Source organism: Rathayibacter sp. VKM Ac-2835 (assembly GCF_013266705.1).
GTDB lineage: Bacteria > Actinomycetota > Actinomycetes > Actinomycetales > Microbacteriaceae > Rathayibacter.
In genome coordinates this window covers 391,615-406,491 of the sequence record NZ_JABSNQ010000002.1, presented here as the reverse complement: position 1 = coordinate 406,491, position 14,877 = coordinate 391,615, and the positions used below count along the sequence as shown (strand labels likewise).

Below are 14,877 nucleotides of genomic sequence, written 5' to 3'. Positions count from 1 at the left end.
AGCCGTCCGCCGAGCACGAGCCGCCGAGCGGCTCCGGGCCGCCCGGCGGCTCCGAGCTGCCCGACGATGCGGAGCTGCAGAGCGGCGAGCTCGAGCTCACCGGCCGGATCACGGTCGCCTCGAACGCGACGTTCCTCGGCAGCATCGGCGGCACCTCCGTCGTCTACAAGCCGGTCGCCGGCGAGAAGCCGCTCTGGGACTTCCCGGACGGGCAGCTCGCGGGCCGCGAGGTGTCGGCCTACCTCGCCTCGGAGGCGCTGGGCTGGAGCGTCGTGCCGCGCACCTGGCTCCGCGAGGGTCCGCTGGGCATCGGCATGGTGCAGCTCTGGCAGGACATCGATCCGGAGCAGGACGCCGTCGACCTGGTGCCCGCCGACGCGGTGCCCGCGGGCTGGCGGCACGTCCTCGACGGCAGCGACGCCGAGGACCGCGACATCTCGCTCGTGCACGAGGACTCGGCGGCGCTGCGGCGGATGGCCGTCTTCGACGTCGTGGTCAACAACGCGGACCGCAAGGGCGGGCACGTGCTCGAGATGCCGGGCGGTCACCGCTACGGGGTCGACCACGGCCTGACCTTCCACGTCGAGCACAAGCTGCGCACGGTGCTCTGGGGCTGGGTCGGCGAGCCGCTGACCGACGACGAGCTCGCGGCGCTGCAGCGCCTGCGCTCGGCGATCGACGGCCCGCTCGGCGCGGCGCTGTCCGAGCTGCTGCTGGACGAGGAGATCGCCACGTTCGCGAAGCGCTGCGACCGGCTGCGCTCCTCCGGCCGCTTCCCGGCGCCGCGCGGCAGCATGCCCGCCGTGCCGTGGCCGCTGTTCTGACCGCGTCCGGCGGGCCGGGCGCCCGGGAGCACCGGGCGACCGGACGCCCGAGGCGCTGGAAGCCCGAGGCGCTGGAAGCCAGAGGCGCTGGAAGCCGCAGCCGCTGGAAGCCCCGCCGCTAGAAGCCCCAGCCGCGGCCGAACAGCTCGTCGCCGGGCGGTCGCCCGCCGGGAGCCGCCCCGCGCGCGCCGAGGTAGGACGAGACGACGGCCGCGCCGAGGTCGTCCGCCTCCGGGTTCACGACCGAGCCGCCGACCCGGCGGGCGAGCGAGTCGATGAAGCGGGCGAGCCCCGGGTCGTCCCCGAGCCGGAAGAACGTGGTGTGCGCGCCGAGCCGGGTGGAGGCGTCGAGCTCGCGGACGGACACGGCGACGGTCACCGGGTCAGGCGGGTAGTCGAAGTAGATCTGCCCGTCGGGCTCCAGGTGCGCGGTCGGCTCGCCGTCGGTGACGATCAGCAGCACCGGCTGCGCGCTGGGGTGCTTCCGGAAGTGCCGGTTGGCCAGCAGCAGGGCGTGGTGCAGGTTGGTGCCCTTCTCCCACTCGGCGTCGAGGCCGACGAGCTGCTCGACGTCCATCACCTCGGCCTGGCGGCCGAACGCGATCAGCTGCAGCTCGTCGCCGCGGAACCGGCTCGAGATCAGCGTGTGGAGGGCGAGCGCGGTGCGCTTCATCGGCACCCAGCGGCCGTCCATCGCCATCGAGAACGAGGTGTCGACGAGGAGGGCGACGCAGGCCTGGGTCCGCGCCTCCGTCTCCTGCACCTCGACGTCGCCGATCTCGATCCGGACGCCGGAGCCGGTCTCGCGGCCGTCGCCGGCGGTCCGGGTCAGCGCGTTGGTGAGGGTGCGGGTGACGTCCCACGCCTCGGTGTCGCCGAACTCCCACTGCCGGGTCGCGCCGGAGCGCTCGCCCGCGGCGCCGGCCCGGCGCACGTCGCGCGCGCCCTGGCGGCCGGACATCGTGTCGGCGATGTCGCGCAGCAGCGCCTTGCCGAGCTGGCGCATGGCCTTCGGAGTGAGGGTGAGCGCGCCGTCCGAACCGCGGCGCAGGGTGCCGGAGTCGCGCAGCGCCTTCTCGAGGCGCTTGAGGGTCTGCGCGTCGACCGCCGCGTCGTCGCCGAGGCGGCGGGCCAGCAGGTCGAGGTCGAGGTCGTCGAGGTTCGAGCGCTCGTGCGGCTGCGCGAGCTGGTCGGCGAGGGCGTCGAGGTCGGCGAGCTCCTGGAAGACGCCGGTGCCGTCGCCGAGGCCGAGGCCCTGCTCGCCGTCCATCCGCTCGGAGCCGCCCCAGTCCTCGCCGGGGCGCAGGCCCCTCAGCGTCTCGTCGAGCTGCCCGAGCGACTGCATCAGCTCGGGCGTGCCGAACGCCTGCTGGGCGAGGGCGTCGAGCTCGTCGCGCTGCTGCTGGGTCATCGAGTTGCGCATCCGCTGGGCCGCGGCGGCGCGGGCGGCCAGGGTGTCGATCAGCTCGTCGACGGTCTCGGGCCGCTCGGGGAAGTACTCGCCGTGCTGGGCCATGAAGGCGTCGAACTGCTCGGGGGTGTCCTCGCCGCGGGCGTGCGCCTCGAGGAGCTGGTTGAGGTCGCGCAGCATCGCGTCGATCGCCGCGCGGTCCTCGTCGCTCGCGTTCTCGAGGGCCTGCTTCATGCCCTCGAAGCGCTGCTCGAGCATCTCGGCGCCGAGCAGCTCCTTGATCCTCTCGAAGTCGGCGCGCGCCTCGGGGCTCTGCCAGCGGTAGTCGGAGAGCTCGGAGACCGCGGCCGCCGGCGAGGGCGGGAGGCTGTCGAGCTGGATCTCGGCGAGGGCGCGGTCGCCGTCGTCCATCTGCGTGTCGCGGGCGAGCTGCTTGCGCTCGGCGAGGACGGCGCGGTCGAGCAGCTCGCGGACCTCGCGGAGGGTGCCGTCGAGGCCGTGCTTCTGCGTCAGCTCGCGCCGGCGCTCGGCGACACGGGCGGCGAGGTCGTCGAGACCCTGGGCGTCTCGGCCGCCGCGGCGGAGGAACTCGCGCATGGCGCGCTCGGGCGAGGTGCCGGCCATGACGTCCTCGCCGATGGCGTCGAGCGCCTCGGCCAGGTCGACGGGCGGGGCGAGCGGGTCGGGACCGCCGTCATAGCGGGAGTAGCGGGCGTCGCGCCCGAGCCGGCGGTTGCCCCTAGGCACGCGCGGGCCCTCCGGCGGGCTGCGCCGCTCCGATGCGCAGCGGCTCAGCCATAGACGGCCTCGCCCCCGCCCGTCTCCTTGCTGAGCTTGCGCGAGAGGTAGAGGCCCTCGAGGGCGAGCTCGACGGCGCCCGCGCGACGGCCGGAGCCGGTGGCCTCGAGGCGGTCGGCGATGTCGTCGTAGAGGGCCGACTCGCCGAGCACGGGCAGGGCGGCGAGGAACTCCTCGGCCGTCACCTGCTCGCCGGTCGTGATCATCGCGCCGTTCTCGACGGCGGTCACGAGGGGGGTGAGGTCCAGCCCGCGCAGGTGCGCGCGGACCGTCTCGGCGGTGGCCTGGCGGAGGAGGTGGTCGAGGATCTCGTCCTCGCGGCCCTCCTCCCCCGACTCGAACTCGATCTTGCCGCCGAGCACGTCGACCGCGGTCTCGAGGTCGATCGGGCGGGCGACCGCCTCCTCCTCGCCGCGGCGCGTGGCCCGGTGCAGCGCGGCGGCGGCGATGGTCTCGGCGCCGGCGATGGCGAAGCGGGCGCTGACGCCGCTGCGCTGGTCGACCGAGGACGACTCGCGCAGGGCCCGGGTGAAGCGGGCGAGGATCTCGATCAGCGTGTCCGGGACGGTGGCCACGAGGTCGGCCTCCTGGCGGATCACCGCGATCTCGTCGACCAGCGCGGTCGGGTAGTGGGTGCGGATCTCGGCGCCGAAGCGGTCCTTGAGCGGGGTGATGATCCGGCCGCGGTTCGTGTAGTCCTCGGGGTTGGCGCTGGCGACCACGAGCACGTCGAGCGGCAGGCGCAGGACGTAGCCGCGGATCTGGATGTCGCGCTCCTCCATCACGTTGAGCATCGCGACCTGGATGCGCTCGGCGAGGTCGGGCAGCTCGTTGATCGCGACGATGCCGCGGTGGCTGCGCGGGATGAGGCCGAAGTGGATGGTCTCCGGATCGCCGAGGCTGCGGCCCTCGGCCACCTTCATCGGGTCGACGTCGCCGATGAGGTCCGCGACGCTCGTGTCCGGCGTGGCCAGCTTCTCGACGTAGCGCTCCTCGCGGCTGCGCCAGGCGACGGGCAGCTCGTCGCCGAGCTCGTCCGCCCGGCGCTTGCTGATCGAGGTGATCGGCTCGTAGGGGTGCTCGCCGAGCTCGGAGCCCTCGATGACGGGGGTCCACTCGTCGAGCAGGCCGTTGAGCGTGCGGAGGAGGCGGGTCTTGCCCTGGCCGCGCTCGCCGAGCAGCACGATGTCGTGCCCGGCGATCACCGCCCGCTCGACCTGGGGGATGACGGTGTCCTGGAAGCCGTGCAGGCCGGGCCAGGGGTCGCGGCCCTCGCGGAGGGCGTCGAGGAGGTTGTCGCGGATCTCGGTGCGGAGGGTCTTCTGCGCGTGCCCGGAGGCGCGCAGCTGGCCGAGGGTGCTGATCTGGGGGCGCATCACCTCGTCAACGCTACGCCGCAGGTCCGACATGCGGTGGGGGTGCGCGGGATCCGTCGGGGTGCTAGCGGCGGGCGCGGCAGCGGCTGAGAGGGCTCGAAGGTTCGGCGGGCAGCCTGGGGGGATGACCGGTCCCGTCCTCCGCTCGGCCCTCGTCGGCGCGACGCTCGCGCTCGGCGTGGGGCTCGCCTCCTGCAGCACGACTCCCGCCGCTCCCGGCCCCGAGGCGCGCGAGCTCGTCGGCGCGAGCAGCGTCGCGGAGGGGCTCGAGGCGCCGTGGTCGGTCGTCTTCGTCGACGACGGCACGGCGCTCGTCAGCGAGCGCGACAGCGGACGGGTGCTCGAGCTCGCGGCGGACGGCAGCACCCGAGAGGTCGGTGTCGTCGAGGGCGTGGTCGCCGAGGGCGAGAGCGGGCTGCTCGGGCTGGCCGTCGACGGCCGGACCCTGTTCGCCTACTCGACCGCGGCCGACGGCAACCGGATCCAGCGGTTCGCGCTCGAGCGCGAGGCCGGGGCGTACGCACTCGGCGCGCCGGAGACGATCCTCGACGGCATCCCGTCCGCTCGCACGCACGACGGCGGGCGGATCGCGATCGGCCCCGACGGCATGCTCTACGCGACCGTCGGCGACGCCGGGCGGCGCGAGGCGGCGCAGGACCTCGACGAGCTCTCCGGCAAGATCCTCCGGATGACGCTCGACGGCGCCGTGCCCGACGACAACCCGTACCCGGGGTCGCTGGTCTGGAGCAGCGGGCACCGCAATCCGCAGGGTCTCGCCTGGGCGGAGGACGGCACCCTGTTCGCGAGCGAGTTCGGGCAGGACACCTGGGACGAGCTGAACGTGATCGAGCCCGGCGCGAACTACGGCTGGCCCGAGGTGGAGGGGATCGCCGGCGAGGACGGCTTCGTCGATCCGGTGCAGCAGTGGGAGCCGGGCGCGGCCAGCCCGAGCGGGATGACCGAGCTGGACGGCGTGCTCTACCTGGCGAACCTGCGCGGCGAGGTGCTGCGCGCGGTGCCGGTCGCGGATCCGTCGGCCTCGACCGACTACGCCGTCGGCGAGTACGGGCGGCTGCGGGACGCGGTGGCGGCGCCGGACGGCGACCTGTGGTTCGTGACGAGCAACACGGACGGACGCGGGTCGCCGGGCGAGGAGGACGACCGGATCGTGAGCGTGCCGCCGCCGGCGTGACGCGCGCGCGCGACGTCCCGCTCCCGTCGAGGCGTCCGGGTGCTGCGGGACGCCTCGACGGTTCGAGGACGCCTCGGCGGGCGCCTCAGGCGCCGGGGGTCAGCAGGCCGCTCTCGTAGGCGGCGATGACGAGCTGGGCGCGGTCGTGGGCCGAGAGCTTGGTCATGATGCGGTTGACGTGGGTCTTGGCGGTGTGCGGGGAGATGACGAGGTCGTCCGCGATCTCCTGGTTGGAGCGGCCGCGCGCGACGAGCAGCAGGACCTCGCGCTCGCGGTCGGTCAGCTGGGCGAACTCCGGCGGCTCGACGAGCGGCGGGGACGCCGGCGGGGCGAGGACGTAGCGGGTGATCAGGCTGCGGGTCGCGGCGGGCGAGAGGAGGCTGTCGCCGGCGTGCACGGCACGGACGGCGGCGGCGATCTCCTCCGGCTCGGCGCCCTTGCCGAGGAAGCCGCCGGCGCCCGCGCGCAGGGCGGCGATCAGGTACTCGTCCTCCTCGAAGGTCGTGAGGATGAGGACCTTCGTCGCGGCGAGCTCCGGGTCGGCGCAGATCAGCGCGGTGGCGCCGATGCCGTCGAGCTCGGGCATGCGGATGTCCATCAGGACGACGTCGGGGCGCAGGCGGGTCGCCAGCTCGACCGCCTCGCGGCCGGTGCGCGCCTCGCCGACGACCTCGATGCCGCTCGCGCTGCCGAGGATGTCGGTGACGGCCTGGCGGATCAGGGGCTGGTCGTCCACGACGAGGACGGTGGTCATCGCGGGTCCTCCTCTGTGATCGACGGGGCCGGGAGCGGCGCTGCGGGCGGGACGGCCGCGGACGGCGGGGGCGACTGCGGCAGCGGCAGCGACGCCGCCACGCGGTAGCCGCCCGCCACTTCCCCCGTCACGACCGTGCCGCGGACGGAGGCCACCCGCTCGCGGAGTCCGAGCAGCCCGTGCCCGCTGCCGCGCTCGCGGTCCGGACCCGCGACGGCCGCGACCGGGTTCGCCACGACGATCTCGACGCGGTCGTCCGCCACCGCGACGAGGACGTGCGCGCGGTGCTCGGCGCCGTGCTTGTGCGCGTTGGTGAGCGCCTCCTGGACCACGCGGTACGCGACGAGATCGGCCGCCCCCTGGACGCGGTCGAGCGCGCCCTCGGTGCGGACGGTCACCTGCAGGCCGTCCTCTCCGAAGCGGCGGACGAGCTCGTCGAGGCGGTCGAGGCCGGGCTGGGGCGCCGTGCCGGCCGCCTCGTCGGTGCGGAGGACCTCGAGGAGGTCGCCGATCTCGCCGAGGACCGACCGGGCCGCACTGCGGATCGTGCTCAGCGCCTCCCGCGCCTTCTCGGGCCGGGAGTCGAGGGCGGAGCTCGCGACCCCGGCGTTGAGGCTGATCACCGAGATCTGGTGCGCGACGGCGTCGTGCAGATCGCGGGCGATGCGCAGCCGCTCCTCGCTGACGCGGCGCCGCGCCTCCGACTCCCGGGTCTGCTCGGCCCGCTCCGCCCGCTCGGTCACCGCGACGATGTACTCGCGGCGGGAGCGCGTGGCGTCGCCGGCGGCCGCCGCGAAGAGCACCGTGACGGCGTACTGCACCGCCCGGGCGTCGAGGGGGCTCACCGCCGCGCCGACGACGCTCAGGAGCACCACCGCGACCACCGTGACCCCGGTCACGACGAGACCGACCCGGCGGGAGCTGCGGTTCGTCACCGCGAACATCGCGATCGCCGTCGCGAGGACGACGCCCGGCGCGAGCAGTCCGAGGACCGCCGCGGCGGCGGACAGCACGACGATCGCCGCGAGCACCGGGGTCGGCCGGCGCCGCCGCAGCGGCAGCAGGACCGCCGGCGCGAGCACGATCGCGAACTCGAGCAGGCCCGAGGGCCGCTGAGCGGACCCCTGGAACGGCGCGAACGCCGCGGCGACGATGATCGCGGCCGCGAGGGCGTCGCCGAGCCGGGACCGCAGCCGCGGGTGGGCCTGCATCCGCGGCGTCATCCCCACATCCTGGCGGAGTGCGCGCGCCGCGGCGTCACCCCGCCGCAGTGCTCCGCCTACCGCGACCGCGGTACGGCGGGGACACCCTGCGAGGGACGCGCGAGGGAGCGCCGCCGCCCAGGCTGGAGGGGCCGCCCCGGAACCCGCCGGGCGGCGGAGGGAGTCCCATGAGCACGCCCATCATCTCGGTGAGAGACGTCCGCAGGTCGTACGGCCGAGGCCAGAACCGCTTCGAGGCACTGAAGGGCGTGAGCTTCGACATCCAGGAGGGCGAGAGCGTCGCGATCGTCGGCAAGAGCGGCTCGGGCAAGTCGACTCTGATGCACCTGCTCGCGCTGCTCGACGCGCCCAGCACCGGCGTGGTCGAGCTCGAGGGAGTGGACACGAGCACGCTCAAGGGGCGCCGGCTCGACGTCACCCGCAACCGCACCTTCGGCTTCGTCTTCCAGCAGTTCTTCCTCACGCCGAACGCGTCGGTGCTCGACAACGTCGTGCTGCCGATGAAGATCGCCGGGATCGGCCGGGCGGAGCGCAAGCGCCGCGGCCTCGCCGCGCTGGCGCAGCTCGAGCTCGACGACAAGGCCGGCAGCAGGGCCGTCGACCTCTCGGGCGGGCAGAAGCAGCGGACGGTCATCGCCCGCGCGCTCGTCAACAACCCGCGCATCCTGTTCGCGGACGAGCCGACCGGCAACCTGGACACGACGACCGGCGGGGTGGTCGAGGACATCCTCTTCGCGCTCAACCGCGAGAACGGCATCACCCTGATTGTGGTCACCCACGACGAGGAGCTGGCGGCGCGCTGCGACCGGCGCCTGATGATCCGCGACGGCCTGCTGGTCGAGGACTCCGCGGCGGTGGCCGCATGAAGGCCGTCGACCTGATCGGGACCGCGATCGCCAACACCTTCCGCTCCCGGACGCGCACGCTCCTGACGATCCTCGCGATCTTCGTCGGCGCGTTCACCCTGACCCTCACCAACGGGCTCGGCACCGGCATCAACGCCTACATCGACGACACGGTCGACGGGGTGGGCGCCTCGGACGTGATGACGGTGTCGAAGACCTCCGAGTCGGCGACGGGCCTCGGCTCCGGGCCGGTCGAGTACGACCCCGACGCGATCGCGAGCGGGGCCGCCGGGCCTCCCGGGCAGACCGTCGTCGCGCTGACCCCGGCCGACCTCGACACGCTCGCCGGAGTCGAGGGCGTGCTCGACGTGCAGGCGGTGAAGTCGATCTCGGCCGACTACGTGGCGGCGGGCGGCGACGGCGCGAAGTACGTGATCGGGATCGGGAGCCTCGTGGAGGGGCAGACCGTCCAGCTCGCCGCCGGGGCCGGCCTCGACGACGCGTCGACGCAGCTCCAGGCCGTGCTGCCGGTGTCCTACGTCGAGCCGCTCGGCTTCGCGGACGACGCGGCGGCCGTCGGGACGACCGTGTCGATCGGCATCACCGACGCGCAGCGGACGCCGCACGTGGTCGAGGCGACGATCGTCGGCGTCGCGGAGGAGAGCATCGCGGGAGCGGGCGGGGGCCTCGTCACGAACGACGCGCTCACCGACGCGCTGTTCACGACCCAGAGCATCGGCGTGCCGGCGGACCAGGTCGACCGCTTCGCCCAGGCGAGCGTGCGCTTCGACGCGGCGGCGGACGACGAGCAGGTCACCGCGCTGAAGGACCGCCTCGCGGACGCCGGCTACACCGGCACCACGGTCGCGGACCAGCTGGGCACGATCAAGGCCGTCGTCGACGGGATCGTGCTGGTGCTCAACGCCTTCGCGGTGATCGCGCTGCTGGCGGCGAGCTTCGGCATCGTCAACACACTGCTGATGAGCGTGCAGGAGCGGACCCGCGAGATCGGCCTGATGAAGGCGATGGGGATGGGCAGCGGACGGGTGTTCGCGCTCTTCAGCATCGAGGCGGCGTTCATCGGCTTCCTCGGCAGCGCGATCGGCGCGCTGCTGGCGGTGGCGGCGGGGACCGGGCTGAGCGGGGTGCTCTCGGGCTCGCTGCTCTCGGACCTGCCCGGGCTGACCCTGATCGCGTTCGACCCGGTCTCGATCCTGACGGTGGTGCTCGTGGTGATGCTGATCGCGTTCGTGGCGGGGACGCTGCCGGCCGCGCGGGCGGCACGGGCGGATCCGGTGCAGTCGCTGCGGTACGAGTAGCACCCCGGAAGTTGTCGCTGCAGAGCATCGGCTGAGCGTGCGGCTCATCGCTCAGGGGCGATGAGAAGGCGTCTCAGCCGATGTTCTGCCTCCGTCAGCGCCCCTCGTACTCCGCGTCGGTGATGTGCTCGGCCCAGGCCGTGGTGGTCGACGGGTCGTCGGCGGCCTCGAGGACGGCGAGGTGCTCCATGAAGACGCCGGGCGCGGAGGCGTGCCAGTGCTCCTCGCCGGGCGGGGTGTAGAGGGTCTGGCCGGCGTGCACCTCGAGGACCGTGCCGTCGCGGCCGCCGAAGCGGGCGACGCCCGAGGTCACGTGCAGGTACTGGCCGCGGGCGTGCGAGTGCCAGGCGGTGCGGGCGCCGGGGGCGAAGCGCACCCGGGCCATCGTGGTGCGCTGGTCGGCGTCGTGCGGCACGACGATCGTGTCGAGCCAGACGTCGCCGGCGAACTGCTCGGGCGGGTTCTTGACGGAGGGCGTCGACGGTTCGATGTTCACGGGGTCCTTCTTCCTGGACGGATGGACGGGCGGGGCGGGCTGGCGCCTCCGCCGCCACGCTAGGCCGGGGTCGGCGTGCGGGACAGGCCCTGGCGGTACACGTTCCGGCAGGGCCTCGCTCGCGCGGGGAGCGCTCGTAGGGTGGTCCCGGAACGACCTCGACGAGCGGAGACGACGATGACCCACGCGCAGGACGACGAGCGCCGCCAGGCGGTGGCGGGGCCGACCTGCCCCTTCGGCGACGAGGTGTTCGAGGACGACGGGGGCACGACGCTCCGCTGGCTCGGCATGGCCGGGTTCCTGCTCACCTCGCGCGGCACGTCGCTGATGATCGACCCGCTGCTCGGCGGCTTCGACATGCCGGTGCTGATCGACTTCCCGATCGCCGCCTCCGCCGTGCCGCGGCTGGATGCGGTGCTGGTGACTCACAGCGACAACGACCACTTCAGCCGGCCGACCTGCCGGGAGCTCGCGCCGGTGACGAACGCCTTCCACTCGACGCGCTACGTCGCCTCGGAGATGACCGCCGAGGGGCTGCCGGCCCACGGGCACGGGATCGGCGACGCGTTCGAGGTCGGCGGCGTCGGCGTCCGGCTGACCCCGGCCGACCACGCCTGGCAGAACGCGTTCCCCGAGCCGGGGCAGCGCTTCTTCGAGGAGGAGGACGCCTGCGGCTTCTGGCTCGAGACGGCCGACGGCACGGTCTGGGCGCCCGGCGATTCGCGGCTGATCCGCGAGCACCACCTGACCGGACCGAGCCCGGACGTGATGCTCTTCGACTTCTCGGACAGCGAGTGGCACTTCACCTTCGAGGGCGCGATCGAGATGGCGGACGCGCATCCGACGTCGCAGCTGCTGCTGCACCACTGGGGCTCGGTGGACTCGCCGGACTTCGCGCCGTTCAACGGCGACCCGGCGGACGTGCTGCGCGCGGTGTCGCATCCGGAGCGGGTGCACGTGCTGGCGCCCGGGGAGCCCTATCGGCTGGCCTGAGGGGTCCGGCTGGGCTGAGCAGAGGTCGCGGTCGGGGTGGCCCCGCTCAGACCGCCGGCCGCGCCGCGGGGAGCACCAGGCCGGAGCGGCGGCCCAGCAGCCAGACCGTGAGGGCGAAGCCGCTCAGCACGGCGCCGGCGATGCAGACCGCGCCCCAGCCGCCGTGGGTCCAGAGGAAGGACGCGAGGGCCGAGCCGATCGCGCCGCAGACGAAGTTGGTCGTGATGAACGCGGTGTTGAGGCGGCTGCGCGCGGACGGGTCGACCTGGAACATCCGGGACTGGACCAGGATGTTGTGCCCCTGGATCGCGATGTCGAGCACCAGGATCGCGACGATCACGGCGACGATCGAGCGGCCGCCGAGTCCGCCGATCACCCAGGACGCCAGCACCGCCGCCCAGGCGATGCCGATCACCGGGAGCGCCAGACCGCGGTCGTGCAGGTGGCCGGCGCGCTGGGCGGCGATCGCACCGGCGAGGCCGATCAGGCCGAAGAGCCCGATCGTGCCGACGTCGAAGGAGAACGGCGGGGCGCTGAGCAGGAAGGTCAGCGACGTCCAGAACATCGTGAAGACGGCGAAGGACGTGCCGCCGAGGGCGAGGCTCCAGCGCACCGAGCGCTCGCGCCGGACGATCGCGAAGACCCAGGCGATCAGCGCCGGGTAGCGCAGCGTGGTCCGCGGCGGCAGCGACGGGATGGCGCGGGCGAGCAGCACGGCGAGCACGACTCCCGCGACCGCTGCGACGACGTAGACGGTGCGCCAGCCGGCGGCCTGCGCGATGAGGCCGCTGACGGTGCGCGAGACGAGGATGCCGGTCAGGATGCCGGAGACGACGGTGCCGACGACCCTCCCCCGCGTGGCGTCGTCGGCGAGGTCGCCCGCGAGCGGGGCGAGGATCTGGCCGGCGACGGTGGTCAGGCCGACCAGCGCGAGAGTGGCGACGAGCACGGCGAAGGTGGGCGCGAGCGCGCAGGCGAGCAGCGCGAGGGAGGCGCAGAGCATCGCGGCGGGCACGAGGACGCGGCGGTCGAGCACGTCGCCGAGCGGGACGAAGAGGAGGACGCCGAGGGCGTAGCCGAGCTGCGTCGCGGTGACGAGCCAGCCGGCGGATCCGGTGCTCGTGCCGAGGTCGGCGGCGAGGAAGTCGAGCAGCGGCTGGGCCCAGTAGAGGTTGCCGACGGCGACGCCGCCCGCGATCGCGAAGAGGAGGGTGGTGCGGCGGTTCACTCGGCGGTCCTGTCAGCGGGGGCGGGGTGCGCGGCCGGGGTCGTCTGCGCGCTCTGCGTCGCCGACCAGCTCGCGAGCAGCTTCAGGGCGTCGTCGCTCGGCGAGCCGGGCTCCGCGCTGTAGATGAGGAAGTCGAGACCGGGGTCGCCCAGCGGCTCGAACGCCTCGTAGCTGAGGTGCAGGTCGCCGACGATCGGGTGGTGGAAGTGCTTGCTGCCGCTGGCGTGGTGGCGGACCTCGTGGGCACCCCAGCGGGTGCGGAACTCGTCGCTCCGGGTGGAGAGCTCGCCGACGAGCGCCTGGAGCTCGGCGTCGTGCGGGGCGCGGCCGGCCTCGGTGCGGAGGATGCCGACGGTGATGTCGGCGGCGGTGCTCCAGACCGGGTAGAACGCCTCCGCGAGCTCGCGCTGCAGGAAGGCGAAGCGGGCGAGGTTGACCGGGCGCTCCGGGAGCGCGTAGAGGTCGGCGTAGAGCGCGCGGAAGAGGTCGTTCTCGACGAGGACGTCGAGCCGGCCGTTGCGGACGAAGGCGGGGGCCGAGGTGATCGACTCGACCGCGAGCCGCATGCTCGGCCGGACGGCGGCAGGCGCGCGCCGGCGGGAGCGCAGCGGCGAGCGCTCGGCCGCGCGGGCGAGGTCGAAGAGGTGCTCGCGCTCGGCCCGGTCGAGGCGCAGGGCGTCGGCGAGCGCCGTCAGCACCGACTCGGACGCACCGCGGAGGTCGCCGCGCTCGAGCCGCGAGTAGTACTCGATGCTCACGCCGGCCAGCTGGGCCACCTCGCTGCGGCGCAGGCCCGGGACCCGCCGGTGGCCGCCGGCGGGCAGCTCGACCTGCTCGGGGGTCAGCCGGGCCCGGCGGGAGGTCAGGAAGTCGCGCGCCTCGGGGTCGTTCGTCATGCCTGTCACGCTACGGCGCCGGGGCCTGGGGAGGGATGCCCTGCGGGGGCACCGGTGCGGCGGGCGGGTGCGTCCTGGGGAGCGAGGGCGAGCTCGCATGCTGATCGAGTAGCCCGCGGAACGGGCGTATCGAGATCCACCACCGTCAGAAGACGAATCTGCAGACACGCCCTGCTGAGACGGGTGGGTCTCGATACGCCCCTGCGGGGCTACTCGACCAGCAGGAAAGGGGGCGTGCGGCCCTCCCTGCGCTGCTCGACCAGCATGAGAGGGCGCGCCGGCCGGCTCCCTGTTCTCCACGTTCCAGGACGCGTTCTGTCCGCCTTCGTCGGCAGGGTGGAGGGCATGAGCGAAGCAGAGAGCGTCTTCCCCTTCCGCATCGACATCGCCGGGAGCGACGTCGAGGACCTCCGCCGCCGGCTCCGCGCCGCGCGGCTCCCCGAGCCGCTGCCCGGCGACGACTGGGACACCGGCGTGCCGACCGACACCCTCCGCCGGCTCGCGTCGGCCTGGGCGGAGTTCGACTGGGCGCGGTACCAGGAGCGGCTGAACGAGGTGCCGCAGTTCAGCACGGTGATCGACGGGCAGACGATCCACTTCGCGCACGTGCGGTCCGCCGTGGCGGGTGCCGTGCCGCTGCTGCTGACGCACGGCTGGCCGGGGTCGTTCCTCGAGTTCCTCGGACTGATCGGCCCGCTGACCGATCCGGTCGCGCACGGCGGCGAGGCGGCCGACGCCTTCGACGTCGTGATCCCCTCGATCCCCGGCTTCGGCTTCTCGTCTCCGCTGGCCTCGGACGGCTGGACGACGCGGCGGATCGCCGAGGCGTGGCTGACGCTGATGGACCGGCTCGGCTACGACCGCTTCGCCGTGCAGGGCGGGGACCTCGGCGCGGGGATCTCGCCCGAGGTGGCGCGGGTGGCGCCGGAGCGGGTGATCGGCGTGCACGTGAACGGCACGCTCGGCTTCGCGACCGACGTCGACGACGAGACGGCCGCGTCCCTGACGGAGCTGGAGCAGGACCGGCTGCGGCGGACCCGCACCTTCATGGCGGAGGAGTACGGCTACATCGCCCTCCAGTCGACCCGGCCGGGACTCGTCGGCGAGCTGCTCAGCGACTCCCCCGTCGCGCAGCTGGCCTGGATGCTGGACAAGCTCCAGGCCTGGACGCATCCGGCGGCGAGGCCGGCCGAGGAGATCGTGGGCCTGGACCTGCTGCTCGGGAACGCCTCGCTGTACTGGTTCACGGCGACGGCGGGCTCGGCCGCGTCGGTCGGCTACGCGCAGGGCGGCGACTGGGGTGCGCCCCCGGAGGACTCGGGAGTGCCGACCGCGGTGCTCTGCTTCGCGCACGACATCGGCATCCGGCGCTTCGTCGAGGACGCGCACACGATCGTGCGCTGGACGGACGTGCCCGAGCGCGGCGGGCACCTCGCGGCGCTCGAGGAGCCGGAGACGCTCGTCGCGGACGTGCGGGAGTTCCTGCGGCCGCTGCGGTGAGCGGGGCGCGCGCACGCGACCT

General features: G+C 74.0%; 13 protein-coding genes. 6 read left to right on the top strand and 7 right to left on the bottom strand.

The genetic code is table 11. The features are described 5' to 3' along the window. The first annotated feature begins 56 nt into the window (after positions 1-56). Complete coding sequence (locus HRK28_RS09735; RefSeq protein ID WP_254304843.1) at positions 57-824, top strand: SCO1664 family protein; 768 nt, start codon at positions 57-59, stop codon at positions 822-824. A gap of 118 nt (positions 825-942) precedes the next feature. On the opposite strand, the gene HRK28_RS09730 is transcribed toward HRK28_RS09735, so the two are convergent. Together HRK28_RS09730 and HRK28_RS09725 are read right to left on the bottom strand one after the other, a co-directional pair. Beyond that, the gene (locus tag HRK28_RS09730; protein ID WP_160090888.1) at positions 943-2,982 is read right to left on the bottom strand and encodes a VWA domain-containing protein; all 2,040 of its coding nucleotides are present in this window, start codon (positions 2,980-2,982) and stop codon (positions 943-945) included. Between the two features lie 44 nt (positions 2,983-3,026). Then, complete coding sequence (locus HRK28_RS09725; RefSeq protein ID WP_173251972.1) at positions 3,027-4,409, bottom strand: magnesium chelatase; 1,383 nt, start codon at positions 4,407-4,409, stop codon at positions 3,027-3,029. 124 nt (positions 4,410-4,533) lie between these two features. On the opposite strand from HRK28_RS09725, the gene HRK28_RS09720 reads away from it, so the two are divergent. After that, positions 4,534-5,601: a sorbosone dehydrogenase family protein gene (locus HRK28_RS09720; RefSeq protein ID WP_254304727.1), complete on the top strand. Its 1,068-nt coding sequence runs from the start codon at positions 4,534-4,536 to the stop codon at positions 5,599-5,601. An 85-nt stretch (positions 5,602-5,686) separates the two neighbouring features. Here HRK28_RS09720 and HRK28_RS09715 read toward each other — a convergent pair whose 3' ends face one another. Then, positions 5,687-6,355: a response regulator transcription factor gene (locus HRK28_RS09715; RefSeq protein WP_160090890.1), complete on the bottom strand. Its 669-nt coding sequence runs from the start codon at positions 6,353-6,355 to the stop codon at positions 5,687-5,689. After that, a complete protein-coding gene (locus HRK28_RS09710; RefSeq protein WP_160090891.1) occupies positions 6,352-7,578 on the bottom strand; it encodes a sensor histidine kinase in 1,227 nt (408 codons plus the stop codon). Before HRK28_RS09710 ends, HRK28_RS09715 begins: the two co-directional genes overlap by 4 nt. 167 nt (positions 7,579-7,745) lie before the next feature. Here HRK28_RS09710 and HRK28_RS09705 point away from each other — a divergent pair, with 167 nt between their 5' ends. Both HRK28_RS09705 and HRK28_RS09700 read left to right on the top strand, forming a co-directional pair. Beyond that, a complete protein-coding gene (locus HRK28_RS09705; protein WP_123446839.1) occupies positions 7,746-8,444 on the top strand; it encodes an ABC transporter ATP-binding protein in 699 nt (232 codons plus the stop codon). Further along, complete coding sequence (locus tag HRK28_RS09700) at positions 8,441-9,742, top strand: ABC transporter permease (protein WP_173251290.1); 1,302 nt, start codon at positions 8,441-8,443, stop codon at positions 9,740-9,742. The genes HRK28_RS09705 and HRK28_RS09700 overlap by 4 nt, the downstream gene beginning before the upstream one ends. Positions 9,743-9,836: 94 nt before the next feature. On the opposite strand, the gene HRK28_RS09695 is transcribed toward HRK28_RS09700, so the two are convergent. Beyond that, the gene (locus HRK28_RS09695; protein ID WP_173251288.1) at positions 9,837-10,238 is read right to left on the bottom strand and encodes a cupin domain-containing protein; all 402 of its coding nucleotides are present in this window, start codon (positions 10,236-10,238) and stop codon (positions 9,837-9,839) included. 177 nt (positions 10,239-10,415) lie between these two features. Between HRK28_RS09695 and HRK28_RS09690 the strand changes: the two genes are divergently transcribed. Further along, complete coding sequence (locus tag HRK28_RS09690) at positions 10,416-11,231, top strand: MBL fold metallo-hydrolase (protein ID WP_173251286.1); 816 nt, start codon at positions 10,416-10,418, stop codon at positions 11,229-11,231. 46 nt (positions 11,232-11,277) lie between these two features. Here the strand turns inward: HRK28_RS09690 and HRK28_RS09685 are convergent, their stop codons facing one another. Together HRK28_RS09685 and HRK28_RS09680 are read right to left on the bottom strand one after the other, a co-directional pair. After that, positions 11,278-12,459, bottom strand: coding sequence for an MFS transporter (locus tag HRK28_RS09685; protein WP_173251284.1), 1,182 nt, complete (start codon positions 12,457-12,459; stop codon positions 11,278-11,280). Next, on the bottom strand, positions 12,456-13,355 hold the full coding sequence (locus tag HRK28_RS09680; RefSeq protein ID WP_173251282.1) for a helix-turn-helix transcriptional regulator: 900 nt from the start codon (positions 13,353-13,355) through the stop codon (positions 12,456-12,458). Before HRK28_RS09680 ends, HRK28_RS09685 begins: the two co-directional genes overlap by 4 nt. A 345-nt stretch (positions 13,356-13,700) precedes the next feature. Here HRK28_RS09680 and HRK28_RS09675 point away from each other — a divergent pair, with 345 nt between their 5' ends. Beyond that, positions 13,701-14,855 (top strand): epoxide hydrolase family protein, encoded by a 1,155-nt coding sequence (locus HRK28_RS09675; protein ID WP_173251280.1) that lies wholly within the window; start codon positions 13,701-13,703, stop codon positions 14,853-14,855. The last annotated feature ends 22 nt before the right edge of the window (positions 14,856-14,877 follow it).

What these genes read in the sequence shown, in the direction of transcription:
- HRK28_RS09705 (WP_123446839.1), top strand. Translation starts at nt 7,746, where the DNA reads ATGAGCACGCCCATCATCTCGGTGAGAGACGTCCGCAGGTCGTACGGC.
- HRK28_RS09715 (WP_160090890.1), bottom strand. Translation starts at nt 6,355, where the DNA reads ATGACCACCGTCCTCGTCGTGGACGACCAGCCCCTGATCCGCCAGGCC.
- HRK28_RS09720 (WP_254304727.1), top strand. Translation starts at nt 4,534, where the DNA reads ATGACCGGTCCCGTCCTCCGCTCGGCCCTCGTCGGCGCGACGCTCGCG.
- HRK28_RS09680 (WP_173251282.1), bottom strand. Translation starts at nt 13,355, where the DNA reads ATGACGAACGACCCCGAGGCGCGCGACTTCCTGACCTCCCGCCGGGCC.
- HRK28_RS09710 (WP_160090891.1), bottom strand. Translation starts at nt 7,578, where the DNA reads ATGACGCCGCGGATGCAGGCCCACCCGCGGCTGCGGTCCCGGCTCGGC.
- HRK28_RS09675 (WP_173251280.1), top strand. Translation starts at nt 13,701, where the DNA reads ATGAGCGAAGCAGAGAGCGTCTTCCCCTTCCGCATCGACATCGCCGGG.
- HRK28_RS09690 (WP_173251286.1), top strand. Translation starts at nt 10,416, where the DNA reads ATGACCCACGCGCAGGACGACGAGCGCCGCCAGGCGGTGGCGGGGCCG.
- HRK28_RS09700 (WP_173251290.1), top strand. Translation starts at nt 8,441, where the DNA reads ATGAAGGCCGTCGACCTGATCGGGACCGCGATCGCCAACACCTTCCGC.
- HRK28_RS09725 (WP_173251972.1), bottom strand. Translation starts at nt 4,409, where the DNA reads ATGCGCCCCCAGATCAGCACCCTCGGCCAGCTGCGCGCCTCCGGGCAC.